This is a genomic window from Streptomyces turgidiscabies Car8 (assembly GCF_000331005.1).
GTDB lineage: Bacteria > Actinomycetota > Actinomycetes > Streptomycetales > Streptomycetaceae > Streptomyces > Streptomyces turgidiscabies.
In genome coordinates this window covers 1-15,792 of the sequence record NZ_AEJB01000512.1, presented here as the reverse complement: position 1 = coordinate 15,792, position 15,792 = coordinate 1, and the positions used below count along the sequence as shown (strand labels likewise).

Annotated in this window: 16 protein-coding genes; 3 read left to right on the top strand and 13 right to left on the bottom strand. The window is 70.6% G+C overall.

What is annotated here, in order from left to right:
• Positions 1–30: 30 nt before the first annotated feature.
• The 6 genes from STRTUCAR8_RS36910 to STRTUCAR8_RS36885 form a co-directional block, all read right to left on the bottom strand.
• Positions 31–1,404 carry a diacylglycerol/lipid kinase family protein gene (locus STRTUCAR8_RS36910; protein WP_006381398.1) on the bottom strand — a complete coding sequence of 458 codons (1,374 nt, stop codon included), beginning with the start codon at positions 1,402–1,404 and terminating at the stop codon, positions 31–33.
• Between the two features lie 71 nt (positions 1,405–1,475).
• The gene (locus STRTUCAR8_RS36905) at positions 1,476–1,928 is read right to left on the bottom strand and encodes a DUF7144 family membrane protein (RefSeq protein ID WP_006381393.1); all 453 of its coding nucleotides are present in this window, start codon (positions 1,926–1,928) and stop codon (positions 1,476–1,478) included.
• A 30-nt stretch (positions 1,929–1,958) separates the two neighbouring features.
• Positions 1,959–2,423: an SHOCT domain-containing protein gene (locus STRTUCAR8_RS36900; RefSeq protein WP_006381400.1), complete on the bottom strand. Its 465-nt coding sequence runs from the start codon at positions 2,421–2,423 to the stop codon at positions 1,959–1,961.
• 145 nt (positions 2,424–2,568) lie between these two features.
• A complete protein-coding gene (locus STRTUCAR8_RS36895) occupies positions 2,569–3,423 on the bottom strand; it encodes a hypothetical protein (protein WP_006381390.1) in 855 nt (284 codons plus the stop codon).
• A 48-nt stretch (positions 3,424–3,471) separates the two neighbouring features.
• Positions 3,472–4,818 (bottom strand): hypothetical protein, encoded by a 1,347-nt coding sequence (locus STRTUCAR8_RS36890; protein WP_006381389.1) that lies wholly within the window; start codon positions 4,816–4,818, stop codon positions 3,472–3,474.
• A gap of 63 nt (positions 4,819–4,881) precedes the next feature.
• Positions 4,882–5,544, bottom strand: a complete 663-nt coding sequence (locus tag STRTUCAR8_RS36885; RefSeq protein ID WP_044473525.1) for an HdeD family acid-resistance protein — start codon at positions 5,542–5,544, stop codon at positions 4,882–4,884.
• A 226-nt stretch (positions 5,545–5,770) separates the two neighbouring features.
• Between STRTUCAR8_RS36885 and STRTUCAR8_RS36880 the strand changes: the two genes are divergently transcribed.
• Both STRTUCAR8_RS36880 and STRTUCAR8_RS36875 read left to right on the top strand, forming a co-directional pair.
• The gene (locus STRTUCAR8_RS36880; RefSeq protein WP_006381402.1) at positions 5,771–6,403 is read left to right on the top strand and encodes a potassium channel family protein; all 633 of its coding nucleotides are present in this window, start codon (positions 5,771–5,773) and stop codon (positions 6,401–6,403) included.
• Between the two features lie 39 nt (positions 6,404–6,442).
• Entirely contained in the window at positions 6,443–6,808 is a 366-nt protein-coding gene (locus STRTUCAR8_RS36875) for a DUF2252 family protein (protein WP_407705511.1), read from the top strand.
• Here the strand turns inward: STRTUCAR8_RS36875 and STRTUCAR8_RS36870 are convergent.
• From STRTUCAR8_RS36870 to glnA, 7 genes are all read right to left on the bottom strand, one after another.
• Positions 6,764–6,961: a hypothetical protein gene (locus STRTUCAR8_RS36870; protein ID WP_006381397.1), complete on the bottom strand. Its 198-nt coding sequence runs from the start codon at positions 6,959–6,961 to the stop codon at positions 6,764–6,766. The two genes, STRTUCAR8_RS36875 and STRTUCAR8_RS36870, sit on opposite strands and share 45 nt — an antisense overlap.
• A 127-nt stretch (positions 6,962–7,088) precedes the next feature.
• Positions 7,089–7,622 (bottom strand): hypothetical protein, encoded by a 534-nt coding sequence (locus STRTUCAR8_RS36865; RefSeq protein ID WP_006381395.1) that lies wholly within the window; start codon positions 7,620–7,622, stop codon positions 7,089–7,091.
• 30 nt (positions 7,623–7,652) lie between these two features.
• Positions 7,653–9,269, bottom strand: coding sequence for an MFS transporter (locus STRTUCAR8_RS36860; RefSeq protein WP_006381394.1), 1,617 nt, complete (start codon positions 9,267–9,269; stop codon positions 7,653–7,655).
• 148 nt (positions 9,270–9,417) lie between these two features.
• Positions 9,418–12,102 (bottom strand): winged helix-turn-helix domain-containing protein, encoded by a 2,685-nt coding sequence (locus STRTUCAR8_RS36855; protein WP_006381401.1) that lies wholly within the window; start codon positions 12,100–12,102, stop codon positions 9,418–9,420.
• A 94-nt stretch (positions 12,103–12,196) separates the two neighbouring features.
• Positions 12,197–13,051 (bottom strand): class II glutamine amidotransferase, encoded by an 855-nt coding sequence (locus STRTUCAR8_RS36850; RefSeq protein WP_006381388.1) that lies wholly within the window; start codon positions 13,049–13,051, stop codon positions 12,197–12,199.
• 192 nt (positions 13,052–13,243) lie between these two features.
• Positions 13,244–13,510 (bottom strand): SCO2583/SCO2584 N-terminal domain-containing protein, encoded by a 267-nt coding sequence (locus tag STRTUCAR8_RS36845; protein ID WP_006381391.1) that lies wholly within the window; start codon positions 13,508–13,510, stop codon positions 13,244–13,246.
• Positions 13,511–13,702: 192 nt separating this feature from the next.
• Positions 13,703–15,112, bottom strand: coding sequence for a type I glutamate--ammonia ligase (gene glnA, locus STRTUCAR8_RS36840; protein ID WP_006381399.1), 1,410 nt, complete (start codon positions 15,110–15,112; stop codon positions 13,703–13,705).
• A gap of 197 nt (positions 15,113–15,309) precedes the next feature.
• Between glnA and STRTUCAR8_RS36835 the strand changes: the two genes are divergently transcribed.
• Positions 15,310–15,777: an RDD family protein gene (locus STRTUCAR8_RS36835; RefSeq protein WP_006381392.1), complete on the top strand. Its 468-nt coding sequence runs from the start codon at positions 15,310–15,312 to the stop codon at positions 15,775–15,777.
• The last annotated feature ends 15 nt before the right edge of the window (positions 15,778–15,792 follow it).

Below are 15,792 nucleotides of genomic sequence, written 5' to 3'. Positions count from 1 at the left end.
CGGTCACTCGTATCCGTCGGGGGCTCGGTGTCACCTGCCCTCGGTGGAGCTGTCGTCGGCTCGGCGATGGCGGCCCAGCGCCAGCCGTGCCACGCGCGGCCAGTCGGCTGCGCCGCCGCTGACCCGCGGTGCGTGGGGGCGACGACGAGGCACGCGGACCCGGAGTGCCCCGGGCACGCTGCGGCACACCACGGGTGACGGCAGAACGACGTGTTCTCCGTCGATGCCGACCGGGAGGGTGTCCGTGTCCGCTTCGACGACCACTTCCCCTGCGCTCAGCCGGACGATTCCCCCGGAGCGCGGACCGCCCACGACGCGCGCCGCCTGAGCGGTGTTGCCGACCCGCACGCACACCACGCCCAGGAGACCCGAGTCCAATCGCTCCCTACGCCCCGGACGGGCGGCGTCGACGGCACGTCCGTAGGGATTGTTGCTGACGAGCAGCGCCTGAAGTCCGTCGATGGGCGTCCGGTCGGCCCGCATCCGCAGTCTGGGCGCGTCCTTGCCTGTGAGCAGGCCGGGGAGGGTTCGCAGGGTCGTGCGGGCTTTGGCATCGCGGTACGCGGATTCGGTGACGACGGATGCGTACGTTCCGAACGAGGCGTTGTTGACGAAGACCCGGTCCGCGGCGTACCCGAGGTCGATGCGGAGTTCCACGCCGTGGGTCAAGGCTTCCAGCGCCTTCGCCGGATCGTCGCGGTCGAGGCCGAGATCGAGGGCGAAGTGATTGCGGGTACCGGCGGGAATCACCACGAAAGGCAGGCCGTGGCCCGCGGCGACCTCGGCCACCAGCGCCTGGGTGCCGTCGCCGCCCGCCACGGCCAGCAGATCGGCCCCCTCGGTGACGGCCTGCCGGGCCAACTCGGAGACATCCTGGACCCCGTCGAGCAGGACCACCTGGCAGCCGGCCGCCCGGGCCTTCTCCACCAGGCCGAACCGGCCCACCTTGCCGCCACCGGAGCGCGGGTTCATGAGGACCCAGGGACGCCGGGGCGCCTCGGCAACCGCCTGTTCGGAGGCGACGTGCCCGGGGGCCAGGGCGCTGCGCGCCGTCACGACGGCCAGCGCCCACAGAGCCAGGGACAGACAGGCCGCCCAGAGTATGCCGGACGTCGCGTACAGGGCGAGGACGGCCACCGGTGCGAGCAGCGAAACGGCCACCCCGAGGGCACGGAGCACACCGGTGTGTGCCAGGGTCCACCACACCCCGACGGCGGCGAGCGCCAGTCCGGCGATGCCGACCAGCGCCCACAGCACGCTCCGCAGACCGGCGGCGACGAGCGGCACCAGCACACTCCCCAGAAGGGCGGACACGGCGAGGCGAGCCCGTCCGGGACTGTCCCCGCGTACGGTCGCGGCGTCTGTCCCACCGGATGCTCTCGGGTGCTCGCCGTGTCGTCCCATCTGCCGGTCCTTCTCTCACGACCCCGGGCCACACGCGTCGGTCTCACTCACCTCCCCGCGCCGCAACCGCCTCAGACGTCGCGTGGTGTGCCCTCCCCGGAGAGGTCGTAGAGGTTGTTGTCGTGCGGGACCACGCACAGGGCCCAGATGATGAAGGACGACAGCGCGATCATCACGACCGACCACACCGGGTAGTACGGCAGGGAGAGGAAGTTGGCGACGATGACGAGTCCGGCGATGGCCACGCCGATGACGCGCGCCCACGTCGCGGTCCTGAGCAGCCCGAAGCTGACGATGACGGCGATCACGCCCAGCGCGAGATGGATCCAGCCCCAGCTGGTCAGGTCGAACGCGAACGCGTAGTTGCGCGTGGTGACGAAGATGTCGTCCTCGGCGATGGCCATGATGCCCCGGAAGATGTCGAGCAGGCCGACGAGGGAGAGCATCACGGCCGCGAAGGCTGTCAGGCCGGTTGCCCATTCCTGCTTCGCCGTGTATTCCGGCCGGGTGTGTGTCGCGGTCATCCTGTGCCTCGATTCGTGTCGTGCGGATGCTCAGCCACGGGAGGTGTGAGCGGCAGAGCCCGAGTGCTGCGCCGGACCGTGGCCGGCGAGGACCAGATCCTTCGCCCTGCGGAATTCCTCGTCCGTGATGTCGCCGTGGTCGTGGATCTCGGACAGCCTGGCGAGCTCGTCGACGCTGCTGGGCGGGCCGCCGGACGCGGTTTCCCTGATGTAGGCGTTGAATTCCTGCTGCTGCGCACGCGCCTGCCTGACCTCCCGGCGGCCCATGTTCTTGCCGCGGGCGATCACATAGACGAACACGCCCAGGAAGGGCAGCAGGATGCAGAACACCAGCCAGCCGGTCTTCGCCCAGCCGTTCAGTCCGTCGTCCCGGAAGATGTCGCCGATGATCCGGAAGAGCAGGACGAACCACATGATCCACAGGAAGAACACGAGCATGGTCCAGAAGGCGCCCAGCAGGGGAAAGTCGTACGCCAGGTAGGTGTGCGCGGTCATATCCGGCCTCCGTTCCGGGCGTTCGCCCGGCAGCAGTTCGGTGCGGTACTCAGCGTGCCCACGGCTGTCACCGGGGGGCCTCACCCGGCGCGGGTGAGTGTGCGCGCGGTGCGGGTGCCACCGGGCGACACGTTCCGCCGTCGGATCACGGGTCGGTGCCCCCGCCACCGCGGGGTGCGGTGAGCGTCCGGTACCAGGTGGTGGAGGCGACGTACTCGCCGAGGGCCAGGCCCGAGACGGCCGTCAGGAAGACGGCGATCAGCCAGGAAAGGAACGTGAATACGGGGCCCAGCGGGCCGAACTCGTCCAGGCTGCGCTCCATGGCCGTGGGCATCAGCACGCGGGCGGCCCGGCTCAGCAGGACCGTACCGGTGCCTGCCAGCACCGCTCCTGGCAGCAGGCTCAGCCAGCCGATCCGCCCGCCCAGCAGTAGATGCTGGGACCACCACCACAGCAGCGTCGCCGAGAGCACGGACAGCACAAGCCCGGTCACCGATCCCGCGCCGAACCCGCCGCGCAGCGGTGCCTGGAACAGCAGGAAGGCCAGCCAGACGACCGGCCAGAGCAGCCAGCGCCAGACCGCTGCCCGCACCGGTGCGCGCGGCAGTTGCCAGCACCGCTCGCACACCGCCTGAAGCGCCCGGCTGAACGCTGTGGCCGACACGAGCGTCACCACCAGGCCCACCGCTCCGGTGGTGTCCCGCGTCGTGCCGGTCGCGGAGAATGCCTGGCGCATCTCGTCGAGGGTGTCGCCGCGCATTCCCAGAACCGCGCGGAGAGAGTCGGCCAGCAGGTCCTGCATCCAGCCGGGGGCGAAGGCCGCGACGGTCATCAGCAGTGGGAGCGCGGTGAGGAACGCCTGCGCGGCCAGCCGTACGGAGCCCTCCACCAGGTTGAGCGCCGACAGACGGGACAGCAGCCGGGCCGCGGCCCCCGACCGCAGGCCCGCCGCGACCCGCGCGGCCGTGTATCTGAGGGACGCCCTGCGCCTGAGCGACATCGTGTGCCTGAGGGACGTGCGCTCGAGTCCGGGTTTCCCGGCCATGACTCACGGGCCGGCCCGGCCCGCCGCCCGGTCGTCCGGTCCGGCGGCGGCCGCGACGATCGCCAGGATGAGCAGGACGGCCACGGCAATGACGAGAATGAGCGTCACCACTGGGACCGTGGGGTGGTTCCAGAGCACCAGCGCCAGCGCTCCGGCCGCGATCACGCCACCGGTGGTCCAGGCCCGGTGGGCCGTGAGCCAGCGTCCGGTGGATCCGGTGGGAACCCCGGCGCGACTCAGCGCCTGGCCGGTGGCCGTCGTGCCCCGTACCGCCGTCGCGCGGACGGCGCGGGCGGGGCGTCCGGGACCGTACAGGTACGCGATCAGTACGGTGATCACGGCGACGACCAGCAGAGTGCGCGTGCTGTCGCGAAGGAACCGGAGGAACGTGTCGTAGATCGCCGCGGCCGCGTCGGTGGGCAGCGCCGCGGGCGGGACCGAGTCGAGATAGACCCGTCGGACCACGGCCAGCGCGACGAGCAGGACGACCATCATCACGCCGACCCCCGCCGCGGTGATCATCAGCATCACCCGGCGTGCCGGAGCGGTCCACACGGCGAGTGCGGCGAGCACGACGGTCAGGACGGGCAGCCAGGTGCCGAGAACGTCCAGCAACCGCATCGCGTCCTGCGCCTTGCCCAGCTCCTTGGTCTGGAACAGCGTGACCGTCCGGTCGGTGTCGGGGATGGCGGACGCCTTGTCGAAGCCTGCGGCGACGAGCCGCTCCCGCACCTGGTCGACGACCTCTCCCACGTTCAGCCGGACGGCATCGCCCTCGGCGCGCACGGCACCCTTGCCGTCACCGGTGAGCATGTCCACCACCGCGGCGTGCGAGCGCCGGTTGGCCCCCTCCCACACCTGCTGGAAGGCGTCGCCGGTGATCACACGGGTGACGGTGCGGTCCACGACCGTCCTGACCGCGTTCCGCAGCGGACCCTCGAGGGACTCGGCGCCCGCCACGATGCGGGGTGCCGCCCCGGCCTTCCGGAGCGAGGTGGCGAGCGCGTCCGTCACCGCGGCGACGTCCACGTTCTTCACCACGCGGTCCGTGAGCCGGTTGATCACGACCTCCTGCACGGCCGGGTCGGACGCCAGCGGCGCGACGGTCTTCACGTACCTGTCGGTGTCGGAGACCGTGTCCTGGACCCAGGCCGCGACGACGGCCACGGGCGCGAGCAGCAGGGCCAGCAGAAGGAGGACCGACGAGCCGGCCCGGCGCAACCGCCGATGGCGCATTGACGCGTGGCGGCGCATTCGCTCGTACTCCGCCCGCTCATCGGCAGTGATGACGTGCTGCGGTTCTGCGGTTCCACCGGAGTCCGGCGAATCAGGGGTCGAGGCCGGGTTCATGGGTACTCCCTTCCGGAAGGTCCGGGCGCGTCCACCGCGCCCGCCGGAGCGGCGGGTGCGGTGTCAGGCCGTCCCGGCGGGCGTGTGCGGCCCCGTGGTGTGTGTCCTGCGGAGCGCGGTCCGCCACGCGAGGGCGACCGCGGTCTCGGCCAGGCCGAGCAGGACGAGCCAGAGGCCGAGCAGCCGGGTCAGGGCGCGGGCCGACTCCGTCGGCAGGGCGAGCACCACGATCCCCGCGACGATGCCGAGCACCGCGACGCCCAGGACGACGCCGCGGTGCGGCAGGTCCTTGGTGGCGATGGCCGTGAAGAGGGTGAGGATGCCGGACACGAGCCAGAGGACGCCTACGATCAGCGAGAGCACGGCGATGGTCTGCAGCGGGTTCCGCAGGCACAGCACCCCGGCCAGGACGTACAGCACGGCCAGGAGCAGCTCCGGGAGCCGTTCACCGTGCTCCTCCCGGCCGAAGGCGGCTACGAACCGGAACGCCCCTGCCACCAGCAGGTGCAGGCCGATGAGGACCGCCAGGACGTGCAGGGTTTCCTCCGGCCAGACCAGTACCAGGATGCCCGGCACCAGCGTCGCGACGGCCGAGCCCAGGAGCCATTTCCACGAACGGCCGAGCCGTGCGAGTGCGTCCGAGGAGTCGGACATGGGACCGGGGCCTGCCCCGTCGGGCTCGTGTTCCTGTCCGGTGCTCGATGCCGGACCACGTGGCACGGTCATGGCTCCTCCGTAGGTTGTCAGTCGGCCCGGGAGGGCCGGATGCGGCGGTGACGGGAAAGGGCGCTGTGTCAGGGACCTGGCCGCTCCAGGGTCACGTCTGCACCGGGCGCTGGGGTCACCCACCACGGGTGATCCCTCGGAGCTGCCGTGGCAGTGAGGTGGGAGTCACCAGGGCGCCTGTCCCCTCCCCTGGGCCTCTCGGCCGTACGGAACGAAGAGACGTGAGATGAGCGATCCGAGCACTCCCCGGACGGCCCGCACCCGGCCCGAACCGGGCGCCCACCGGCGGCCTTTCCGCGGCGGCCGGTGGGCGGCGGCCGTCGCCCTGACCCGCGCCGTGCTCATCGCCGCCGGACTTGTCACCGCCTACTACCTGCTGCCCCTGGACGAACACGGCACGGCGGCCTCGTCGGCGCTGCTCGTGTGCGGTCTGGTGGGGATGCTGCTGGTGTTCGGGTGGGAGGTGTGGGCCATCACGCGCTCACCCCACCCGCGCCTGAAGGCCGTCGAGGCCCTGGCCGCCACAGTGGCGTTGTTCCTGGTCCTCTTCGCCGGCGCCTACTACCTGCTGGACCGCTCCACGCCGGGCTCCTTCAGTGAGTCGCTGACCAGGACGGACGCCTTGTACTTCGCTCTGACGACGTTCAGCACTGTCGGCTTCGGGGACATCGCGGCACGCTCCCAGGCCGGGCGCGTGCTGACGATGGCGCAGATGGCGGGAGGGCTGCTGCTCGTGGGCATCGCCGCACGGGTGCTGGCGAGCGCGGTCCAGGCCGGGCTGCGCCGACAGCGCCGCGGGCCGACGGCGGAGCCGCGTTCCGGCACCGACGCCGGGACGCGGGACGGAGAGGCCGGATGACGACCGTACCCAGTGCCGGGGCTTCTGCGTGCGCCGGCTGTGGGACTGCAAGGCATCGCACGGCAGGAGACCATCGGGCCGGGGCTGCTCGCCCTCTTCGGCCGGGTGCGCGGGGCGCCCCTGGTACGGGCCCACACCCGCTCGGGCGATCCCGTCGCCCTCGCCGCCTGCCTGGGCGGCAGCGACCGCTTCGATCGCGCGTTCGCCGAGTTCGCTGAGTCCTACGCCGACCAGAACGAGCGGGACTTCGAGGCGGTTGACGCCGCCCGCCACCCCGGCCGGATCAGGGCGGAGCGGCTCCGATCTGCTGTACGTCTCTCCAGAGGCCGATCCGGTGGTCCCGCGCATCGCCGGGTCCCGTCACTCAGGCAGCTGCCGCATCTCCACGACACGCAGTCCCAGTGACTGGCAGCGCGCCAGCAGCCCGTACAGGTGCGCCTCGTCCACAACGGGGCCGAACAGGAGGGTCTGGCCGGACATGACGACGTGGCCCAGCTCAGGGAAGGCTTTGGCCATCGTTTCCGACAGATGTCCCTCGACGCGGATCTCGTAGCGCACGAGCTGTCCTCCTACGGGCTTGCCGGGACAGGCGGACGGCGCCCCTTCCCTGCGATCGTCCGCCTCCGTGCCGTTTCGGGACTCACCCGGGACAGGTGACCCGTCGTCGGACGGCGGACGCCACGGATCAATGTTTCAGAAAGACCTTGGAGGAGACGATGAGCAGGCCGAGCAGCAGGTTGACCGACGCGGTGACGGTCACCAGCCGCCGTGAACCACCGGCGCGGCGGGCCGCGGCCACTGACCAGCCCACCTGGCCGGCCACGGCGACGAAGAGAGCCAGCCAGAGGGCACCTCGCACATCCAGGCCCAGGAGCGGACTGACGGCCACCGCGGCGGCCGGTGGGACGGCGGCGTTGACGATCGGCCACTCGCCGCGGCACACGAGCAGCACGACCCGGCGGTCCGGCGCCTGTTGTGCCAGGTGCGCCCCGAGCAGCTGGGCGTACACGTGCGCCATCCAGAACACCACGCCGGTGAGCAGCAGAAGCAGCACGAGCTCGACGCGGGGGAACGAGCCCAGGGAGCCGGCGCCGACCACCACGGAGGCCGCGAGCATGGATCCGTAGACACCGCCCGTGTAGTCCGATCGGGCTCGGTGCTCGGCCCGGCGCGCGCTGCGGGCCGTGGCCGGGCCGATCGTGGCTGTGGTCCTGGACACCGGTGACTCCTTCCGGACTCGTCGCGTCGATCAGGTCACCCCGGCCGGAGCGTCTGCTCCGGCCGGCGCGGAACGGGTTTTCCGGGCGGTCGGGAGGTTCGGTGTGACCAGGAAACTGGCGAGAGCGATGCCGCCGGTGGCCAGGATCGCCGCCTTCAGGCCGTTCAGCTGGGCGGATGAGTAGGAGTCCGCGACGGCGTCGACCTCTGACGGCGGCAACCCGGCCTGCTCGGCCGCCGAGCGCACCTGATCGGTGGGGACGAAGGCGATCCCGGCCTGGAGAGCGACACCGACCTGCTGACGGGTCTCTTCCGACAGGCGCGGGTTGTCCGCCACCTGCGTGGTGAAGGCGTGGGCCAGCGCACCGACGAGGATCGACCCGATGAGGGCGGTGCCCAGCGCCGAGCCCAGATTCTGTGCCGTGAACTGAAGCCCTCCGGCCTCGCTGCGTTCCTCGTCACCGACGCTGGACTGGACGACGTTGCCCAGCTGCGAGGCGAGCAGGCCGACGCCCACGCCCAGCAGGGCCATCGCTCCGGCGAACTGGGCGTCGTCGATGACCGGGTCGATGGTGGCCAGCAGCCACACGATGGCCGCCGTCAGGGTCAGCAGGGCCAGCCTGACCACCCGGCGCGGTCCCATCGTCCGCCCCAGCGAGGACGCGGACAGGGAGGTCACGAGCATGGTGGCGGACACCGGGAGCAGGCGCAGACCCGTCTCGAAGGCGTCGAACCCCTGAACCACCTGCAAGTACAGCGGGATGGTGAAGAACAGCCCCAGCAGGATGAGGTTCTGGCTGAGCAGCGTCAACAGGCCGGACCGCAGCACGGGCCTGCGCAGCAGAGACAGATGGACGAGCGGGTCGGCGCCCGCTTCGTCCCGCCGTCGCTCCCACCGACTGAAGAGGGCCAGGACAGCCACCCCGGCGCCGACGACGAACAGCGTCGGAGCGAAGCCGAAGACGGTGAAGGGAGGGTTACGGGGCTGCACCCATCCCCAGGTGCTGCTCTGCAGGACCCCGAGCACGCCCAGCGCCAGTCCGGCCGCGGAGAGGACCGCGCCGACACCGTCCAGCCGGGGGCGCGGGCCGGTCGGGGCGGGTGTCGCGATCACGCGGCGGCACAGCAGGACTGCCATGACGACCACTACCTCGCCGGCGAAGACCAGCCGCCAGGTCAGATACGTCGTCACCCAGCCGCCCAGCAGCGGGCCGACCGCGATCCCGGCGCCGGCGAGCCCGCCGATGACCGAGTAGGCGACGGCCCGGTCCCGCCCGTGGTACGACTCCGCGACGAGGGCGGCCATGGCCGGCAGCACCATGGCGGCTCCGAGCCCCTCGATGACGGACCAGCCCAGCGCGAGGACCCACAGGGTGGGCGCCACGGCGGTCAGGGCCGACCCCACTCCGTAGACGATCATCCCCAGAAGGAACATACGGCGACGCCCCAGGATGTCCCCGAACCTGCCGCCGATGATCATGAACGCGGCCATGACCAGCGCGTACAGCGTGATGACGGCCTGGATGGCCGTGACCTCGGTGTCGAAGTCCTCGACCAGCTGGCTGATGGAGACGTTCATGACAGAGGTGTCCAGCACCATCAGGAACTGGGCCGCGCCGAGGACGATCAGAGCCCGCCAGTGCTTCACAGTGTCCACCTCGCCGAGTCGGCCGCTATGCCGGTTGAGCCGCCCGGGCCGCAGACCCGGCCAACGCCCCGCCGTACCTCCCATAGCAGCCGAAGTACGCGCCCGGTGCCTCACCCGCCAAGGGGGAGGAGCGGGCACCGACGCGTGTTCACAGCAGTCGGAGTTCCCGCGCGCGGCGCACCGCTTCGCCTCGCCGGCTCACCGCGAGCTTCCGATAGACGCTCTTGAGGTGGGTCTTCACCGTGTTCACCGACACGTAGAGGTCGGCGGCGATCTCCTCGGTCGACATCATCCGGGCCAGCCGCTCCAGGACGTCGTGCTCACGTCCGCTCAGCTCCGCCGCGACGAGCGGTGGGGGCGACGACTCAGGCGGCCGGGGCAACTCACCGTGTCGCGCCGAGCCGGGCGTGAGCCAGCCCGTTGTCAGCGACTGCAGCGGATCCGTGGCCAGAAGGGGCCTGATCCACGCTCCGGCATTGAGGAACGGACGCCGCAGCCGCTCCCGCCGGGCGTCGAGGAGCGCCTGTGTCACGAGTCTGCGGGCAAGGGCGGCGTCTCCCGCCTCATCGGCCGCCTGAGCCCTGACCAGCGCTGCCCGCACGGTCACCGCCGGACCGGTCCTGCCCTCGGCTCGGATGCTGTCGAGCAGGTCGATGGCCGCCTCGCGATGCCCTGTGGCGAGCTGGATCGCCGCGGCCCGCACAGCACACAGCGGCTGGTCGACGGCGACTCCCTGGAGCACCTCGGCGGCTCTGTCCGGCTGTCCTTCCGCCAGGTGGGCGGCCGAGGTGACGAGCAGTTCATGGCTTGCCGCCCAGGGCGAGGCCACCGCGGCGGAGACGGCCGGGTTCGCCTTGTCGACGGCGGCGCCTGTCCTGCCCCTGGCCAGCAGGAGGTCAGCTTCGGCGAGGGCTCGTCCCGCCGCCATCACCGGATCGCGTGTTCCCGACGGGAGCTGTGCCGTCTCGTCGAGGAGAGCCTGGGCCCGGTCCAGTTCATGGCGGTCGACAGCCACGGCGGCCAGGACCAGCTGTCCGATGCCGCAGCCGGACGGTTGGTCCTGGCCGCCCCGCTCCGCCTCGGACACCGACGCCAGTGCCTTGCGCTCGGCCCGGCCGAGCCAGCCGTTCAGATAGTCGAGGAGGGCCAGGTGCCCCATCGACTCCTCGCGGGGCAGCACGGTGGCGGCTCCGCCCGGACTGCAGGCCACGGTGGTCAGGACAGCGCGCGCGTCCTCGAAACGCCCGGCCCACAGGCGTGCCGAGCCCAGATGGGTCAGCAGGAGAGCGGTGAGTTCGGGATGCTTGTCCAGCAGATGCGCCGGGACTTCCCGACGCAGTTCGTCGGCCGCTTCAGCGGCCCTCTCGACGCGTGCGGGAGACCCTGTCAGCCGGGCGGCCAGTGCGTCGAGCAGCGCCCAGCTCAGCCGGGCGGCCGGCAGGCCGGGCGTGTCGTCCGCCAGTTGCTCCTCGGCGTGGCGCAGGCGGGCCTGACCACGCTCGAGGTCGCACAGGGACAGATCGTGGGCGGCGCGCACGAGGTCCGTGGCGGGGCTTCTGGCATCTGGCCCCATGTGGGAGAACAACTGGTTCAGATCGTCCGAGCGCAGGCCGGTGAAGAGCTGGCCGATCGCCAGGTCGTCTATGAGGGAACCGGCGGCGAAATCCCAGTCGCCCGCGGAGGCGCTGTGGGCGAGCGTCTCCGGCAGGAATGATCCGGACCGACGCAGCCACCGCGCGGCCCGCCGGTGGAGTTCCGGCTCCACCCCGGGCAGGCGCACACGCAGATGGGCCCGGAGTATCTCCCCGAACAGCGGGTGGAGCTGGTACCACGAGTGCCCGAGTGGCTCGACGAACGCGTTCTCGTGGTGCAGCCCGGAGAGAATGGGCTCGGCATCGGTTCGGAGGGTCAGCGCGTCGGCCAGATCGGGACAGAAACGCTCCAGGACGCTCACGCGCAGCAGAAGGTCCTGTGTCTCCGGCGTCTGGCCCTTGAGGACCTCGGCCAGCAGGAAGTCCGCGACCGTACTGCGGTCCGCCTCGAACTCCTTCAAGTAGAGCTCGGGGTCGGCGCTCTCCCGGGCGGCCAGGGCGGAAAGGCTCAGGCCGGCGGCCCAGCCTCGGGTGCGCTCCACCAGGGCCCGCGCGGCGTGGACCGGAAGGCTCAGATGGTGCAGCTCCAGCAGTGCTACGGCCTCCTCGGGGGTGAAGGCCAGTTCGGCGGCGCGTATCTCCGTCAGATCGCCGGCCGCCCGGTAACGGTGCAACGGAAGCAGTGGTTCGGTGCGGGTGACGAGGACGAGGCGCAGGCCCCGCCCGGCGTGGTGCAGGACGAACGCCAGTTGCTCCGCGATCTCCGGCGCGTTCACCCGCTCGTACTCGTCGAGCACGAGGACCACGGGCCGGCCGTGATCGTTCAGCTCGGCGGCGAGCGCTGCGAGCAGCTTGCGGTCCACCGTGGAAGCGTCCGAGGGGGTCCCGACCGCGTCGGACGCCAGTGCACCGCAGGCACTCAGGGTCTGCAGGACGTACGCCCAGAACACCCCGGGACGCCGGTCCCCCGCTTCGACGGTGAGCCAGGCGACCGGCGACCGCAGCTCGGCGGCCCAGTCGGCGGCCAGCAGGGTCTTGCCGGCCCCGGCAGCGCCGTTGAGCAGTGTCAACCGCGTCCCGAGAGCCTGGTCGAGGTGGTCGACGAGCCGCTGCCGCCGCAGGAAGGTGGCGGGCTTCGTGGGGAGGGCGAACCGGGTGCGCAGAAACGGGTCTCCCAGAGGATCGGCGCACGGAACGGCGTGAAGGGTCGGTACTTGAGCGTTCTCGTAGGTCTCCGACAAGGCTCTCACTTCCCGGTCCGTCAGTACCGCGCCCTGGGCAGCGCTCGCTCACTCACGCGGCACATCGTCCTGACACGAGCGGCAGGCGGGCTGGTCAGCCCCGGGCCGAGGCGCCTTGGAGATCGGGCTGGAAGGCGTGGATCACGTCTTGGCCCGGCTGGATGATGCCGTAACTGCTCTCGGGTACGGCGTTCCAGGCGCCGGGGAGGTCGCCCAGCGGTTCGGACACGACGAGGCGGGTGTCGTCGGAGACCTCACGGAGGAACTCGGCGTCCGGGTGGAGTGCGCGCAGGGTGTCCACTCTGGTGCTGAAGAACAACGACCGTGAGTGGCCTTCGCTGGAGTAGCGGAAGGCCCATACGCGTTCGCCGTCGGCCACCGCGACGGTCATCTGAAGGGGGTACTGGATGCCGTGCTCGTGTCCCCTTCTCTCGATCAGGCCCGCCATGCGCGCCACGGCAGCGGGAGGATCCTCTGTCAGGCCGAAGGTGAGGGCGAGGAAGAACATGAGCTCGGAGTCGGTGGAACCCTCGATGTCGGGATACAGGGCCGGATCGACGGCCAGAGCGAGGTCACGCCGCAGGAGGTGGAATCCGTTGATCATCCCGTTGTGCATCCACATCCATCGACCGTTCCGGAAGGGGTGGCAGTTGGACTGCTGCACGGCTGTCCCGGTCGTCGCTCTGATATGGGCGAAGAAGAGACCCGAGCGGACGTGGTGGGCGACCTCCCGCAGATTGCGGTTGTTCCACGCCGGGCCCACGTCCCGCAGGACAGCCGGACTGGCGGCGGGGTCCTCGCCGTACCAGCCGAGGCCGAAGCCGTCGCCGTTGGTCGTCTCCACACCCATGCGGGAGTGCAGGCTCTGGTCGATCAAGGAGTGCGCGGGCTTGAAGAGGACCTGGCTGAGAACGATGGGGGTACCCGAGTAGGCAATCCAGCGGCACATCGTGGATTCCTCCGCTCCTGGGGGCCGGATGTGGTGTTCCGCCGTGCCGGATCGGACGGACCCGGATGCGGCAGCACCGGAGCATCGTCGTGCGAGTAGTCATCATTATCGCTTGCAGGGGCCCCTCGGGCACGTCGACCGTCCCGTCACCGCCGCGCGCGCGACACCCGCTCGCCGGAGTCGGCGCTGCTCCTAGTACGGCGCGCGGAACTGGGCGTACCCCAGCAGGAGGATGATCGCGCCGACGCAGCCGAGGACTATGGCCGTCGATATCCACGACGATCTGCGCGGCCCCGACCCCTCGGGTTCACCCCGGAACGGCACCGGCTCCGGCGGGTTCTCCTTCCAGCGGGCCGCGAGCATACGGGCCCGGGCGGAAGGCTCCTTGTGCGGGGCGTCGCGCGCCCATCGGAAGTCGAACTCTCGCTCACTGTCGTCGTGTTCGGACTTCCCCGTCATCCCCGTCGCCTTTCGTGTCCCGTCTGGTCCCCTGCCCGTGCGAGGCCTTCGCAGCATAGTGCGGCTCTCTGACAACGCCCCCTGGACCCTCGCGACAGGCCGTCGTACACGACAGCGCCCCCGCCCCCGAGGAAACGGGGGACGGGGGCGCTGACGCACACCGTCACCGGACGCCTGGTGGCGCCGGCCGACTCACACGTCGAAGTACAGCTCGAACTCGTGCGGGTGCGGACGCAGCTGCAGCGGCGCGATCTCGTTCGTGCGCTTGAAGTCGATCCACGTCTCGATCAGGTCCGGCGTGAACACGTCGCCCTGGAGGAGGAACTCGTGGTCGCGCTCGAGGGAGTCGAGGACCGCCGGGAGGGAGGTCGGGACCTGCGCCACGCTCGCGTGCTCCTCGGGAGCCAGCTCGTACAGGTCCTTGTCGATCGGCTCGGCCGGCTCGATCTTGTTCTTGATGCCGTCCAGGCCCGCCAGCAGCAGGGCCGAGAAGGCGAGGTACGGGTTGCCGGAGGAGTCGGGCGCGCGGAACTCGACGCGCTTGGCCTTCGGGTTGGAGCCCGTGATCGGGATACGCATGGCCGCGGAACGGTTGCGCTGCGAGTACACCATGTTGATCGGCGCCTCGAAGCCCGGGACCAGACGGTGGTACGAGTTCACCGTCGGGTTGGTGAACGCGAGCAGCGACGGGGCGTGCTTGAGGATGCCGCCGATGTAGTAGCGGGCGGTGTCCGACAGGCCCGCGTAACCGGCCTCGTCGTAGAAGAGCGGCTGGCCGCCGGTCCACAGCGACTGGTGGACGTGCATGCCCGAGCCGTTGTCACCGAAGATCGGCTTCGGCATGAAGGTCGCGGTCTTGCCGTTGCGCCACGCCACGTTCTTCACGATGTACTTGAAGAGCTGGAGGTCGTCGGCCGCGGCGAGCAGCGTGTTGAACTTGTAGTTGATCTCGGCCTGGCCGGCGGTGCCCACCTCGTGGTGCTGGCGCTCGACCTGGAGGCCGGAGTTCGCCAGCTCAAGGGAGATCTCGGCACGCAGGTCGGCGAAGTGGTCGACCGGCGGGGTCGGGAAGTAACCGCCCTTGTAGCGGACCTTGTAGCCACGGTTGTTCTCGACCGCACCGGTGTTCCAGGCGCCGGCCTCGGAGTCGATGTGGTAGAAGGACTCGTTCGCGCCGGTGGCGAAGCGCACGCTGTCGAAGACGTAGAACTCGGCCTCGGGACCGAAGTACGCGGTGTCCGCGATACCGGTCGACGCCAGGTACGCCTCGGCCTTCTTGGCCACGTTGCGCGGGTCACGGGAGTACTGCTCGCCCGTGATCGGGTCGTGGATGAAGAAGTTGATGTTGACCGTCTTGTCACGGCGGAACGGGTCGACCCGCGCCGTGGACAGGTCGGCGCGCAGCGCCATGTCGGACTCGTGGATGGCCTGGAAGCCTCGGATCGAAGAGCCGTCGAAGGCCAGTTCCTCGTCCGGGTCGAAGGCCGACGCCGGCAGTGTGAAGTGCTGCATCACACCCGGCAGGTCGCAGAAGCGGACGTCGACGAACTTGACGTCCTCATCCGCGATGTACTTCTTGGCGTCGTCGGCGTTCTGGAACATCCAGCTCCTCCTACTCCCGGCCGTCCGTGCCGGGGTGGTAGTTCGTTCGTGCGGCCAGTGCGGTGGCACACGTTGGATCCGACCTTAGGGACAGGTGATTTCTCAGACATGACCCATTTGTTTCGACCAAGTTAACCGGACCCCGGCCGGGCGACCCACCTGTAGGTATCGAAAATCGCGAGCAGTACGGTGGTCGGGTGGACAACAGGGACGCAATCGGCTCGTGGCTCTCCGGACCGCGCGCAGCCGCGGAGGATGCCGGTGTCGACTTCGGATACCGGGGCGAACAGCTCGGTCTGCCGGAGGAGGGACCGGGCTCGATCGCCCGCCCGGGCCGCCGCCTCGGCGCACTGGCCGTCGACTGGGGCCTGTGCCTCCTGATCGCATACGGCCTGCTCACCGACGGCTACAACCAGGCGACCGGCAACTGGGCCCTGCTGGTCTTCTTCGTCGTGGGCGCGGTGACGGTCGGTACCGTCGGCTTCACGCCGGGCAAGCGCCTCTTCGGCCTGCGTGTGGTCGCCCTGGACACCGGCCGGGTGAACCCCCTGCGTGCCCTGCTGCGCACGGCCCTGCTGTGCGTCGCCGTTCCGGCCATGATCTGGGACCGCGACGGCCGAGGACTGCACGACCGGCTGGCCCGCACCGTGGAAGTGCGGATCTGACTGGCGTACAACGAC